General features: G+C 69.9%; 1 protein-coding gene. It reads left to right on the top strand.

Annotated elements, in window-relative coordinates:
- Positions 1-13 precede the first annotated feature (13 nt).
- Positions 14-2,610 (top strand): non-ribosomal peptide synthetase (locus AMK19_RS34050; RefSeq protein ID WP_241844728.1); only part of this gene is annotated, 2,597 nt, incomplete at its 3' end.

Genomic DNA, 2,610 nt, shown 5'->3' with positions numbered 1-2,610 from the left:
GATCCATCACCTGGTGCAGGACCACACGACGATGGAGGTGTTGTTGGGTGAGTTGCGGGAGTTGATGGCGGGTCGGGGTGGGTTGTTGCCGGAGCCGTTGCCGTTCCGGTCGTTCGTGGCGCAGGCGCGGTTGGGGGTGTCGCGGGAGGAGCACGAGCGGTATTTCGCGGGTCTGTTGGGTGATGTGGTGGAGACGACGGCGCCGTTCGGGTTGGTGGAGGTGCATGGGGACGGTTCGGGGACGGAGCAGGTCAAGCGGGAGATCGACGGTGAGTTGGCGGGTCGGGTGCGGGTGGTGGCGCGTGGGCTGGGGGTGAGTCCGGCGACGGTGTTCCATCTGGCGTGGGCGCGGGTGTTGGCGGCGGTGTCGGGTCGGGACGATGTGGTGTTCGGGACGGTGTTGTTCGGGCGGATGAATGCGGGTGCGGGTTCGGACCGGGTGCCGGGGTTGTTCATCAACACGTTGCCGGTGCGGGTGGGGACGGGTGGCGTCGGTGTGGGCGAGGCGTTGGAGGGTGTGCGGCGTCAGCTGGCGGAGTTGCTGGTGCACGAGCACGCGCCGCTGGCGCTGGCCCAACAGGCCAGTGGGGTGCCGGGCGGGAGCCCGCTGTTCAGCTCCGTCTTCAACTACCGCTACAGCCGGATGCCCGACGGCGGCCCCGACCAGCCGCACGGCAGCGGCCTCGACGGTGTCGAACTGGTCTACCTGCGGGACCGCTCCAACTACCCCCTCAACGTCTCCGTCAACGACCTCGGCACCGGTTTCGCCCTGACGGTTCATGCGGCGGTGCCGGCCGATGCGGGTGTGGTGTGCGGGTTGGTGGAGACGGTGTTGGGTGGGTTGGTGGGGGCGTTGGAGGAGGGGGGCGGGGGGTGGCTCTCCGGGGTGGATGTGTTGGGTGCGGCGGAGCGTGAGCGGGTGTTGGTGGGTTGGAACGGCGTGGTGTCGGCGGAGGTGGGTGAGCGGTCGGTGCCGGAGTTGTTCGCAGCGCAGGTGGTGCGGACTCCGGATGCGGCCGCGGTGATCTGTGGGGACGCGCGGGTGTCGTTCGCGGAGTTGGACGCGCGGGCGAGCCGGTTGGCGGGCTTCCTGCGGGCGCAGGGTGTGGGTGCGGAGTCGTTGGTGGGGTTGTGCTTGCCGCGTGGGGTGGATCTGGTCGCGTCGGTCCTGGCGGTGTGGAAGGCGGGCGCGGCGTATGTGCCGCTGGATCCGGAGTATCCGGCGGAGCGGCTGGCGTTCATGCTGGCCGACAGCCGTGCGGTGCTGACGCTGACGACGGAGGAGATCCTGGAGGACCTGCCGGCGGATCGGAACCGGTATGTGGCGTTGGACGATCCGCTGGTGGTGGGGGCGTTGGCGGGTGGTCTGTCCGTGGATTCGGTTCCGCCTTTTGTGCCGGGCCAGTTGGCGTATGTGATGTATACGTCGGGTTCGACGGGGCGTCCCAAGGGTGTGGCGGTGACGCATGGGGGGTTGGCGAATTATGTGGGGTGGGCGGTCGGTGCGTATGGGATGGCGGGTGGTGGTGGGGCGCCGTTGCATTCGTCGTTGGCGTTCGATCTGACGGTGACGAGTCTGTTGGTGCCGTTGGTGTCGGGGTCGGCGGTGGTGGCGAGTGCGGCTGGTGGTGCGGAGGCTCTGGCCGAGCTCCTGGGCGTGAACCGCGGGTTCGGTCTGGTGAAGGCGGTGCCGGGTCATCTGCCGTTGTTGGCCGAGTTGTTGACGCCGGAGCGGGCGGCGGGTTCGAGCCGGCGGCTGGTGGTGGGTGGTGAGGCGCTGGCGGGCGCGGATGTGAGGGGTTGGCTGGGTCGGGTTCCGGACTCGGTGGTGGTGAATGAGTACGGGCCGACGGAGACGGTGGTGGGCTGCTGTGTCTTCGAGGTGAGGGCGGGTCAGGAGGTCGGCGAAGTGGTGCCGATCGGCCGTCCGATCGCGAACACCCGGATGTATGTGCTGGACGCGGGTCTGGAGCCGGTGCCGGTGGGTGTGGTGGGCGAGATCTACGTTGCCGGTACGCAGGTCGCGCGCGGGTATCGGGGCCGGCCGGGTCTGACGGCGGAGCGGTTCGTGGCGTGTCCGTTCGAGCCGGCGGCCCGGATGTACCGCACGGGTGATCTTGCGCGGTGGGGTGCGGACGGGCAGTTGGTGTATGTGGGGCGTGCGGACGAGCAGGTGAAGATCCGCGGCTACCGGGTGGAGCCGGGTGAGGTGGGGGCGGTGGCCGCGTCCCACCCGGGGGTGGCGCAGGCGGTGGTGGTGGCGCGTGAGGACGTGCCGGGTGATCGGCGGCTGGTCGCGTACGTGGTGCCTGCCGAAGCCGGTACTGGTAGTGAGCTTCCGTCTGTGGTGCGGGAGTTCGTCCGGGCGCGAATGCCGGAGTTCATGGTGCCGTCGGTGGTGGTGGTGCTGGAGGCGCTGCCGCTGACGGTGAACGGGAAGGTCGACCACCGGGCGTTGCCGGTGCCGGAGGTGGTGGCGGGTGCGTCGCGCCGGGCGCCGGCCGATGCGCGGGAGGAGGTGCTGTGCGCGGCGTTCGCCGAGGTGCTGGGCCTTCCCGACGTCGGTGTCGATGACGACTTCTTCACCCTCGGCGGCCACTCCCTGCTCGC

The organism is Kitasatospora sp. CB01950, assembly GCF_001905465.1.
In the GTDB taxonomy this organism is placed as follows: Bacteria; Actinomycetota; Actinomycetes; order Streptomycetales; family Streptomycetaceae; genus Kitasatospora.
The sequence above is the reverse complement of the archived record's forward strand: the minus strand, read 5'-3'. Positions and strand labels throughout refer to the sequence as shown.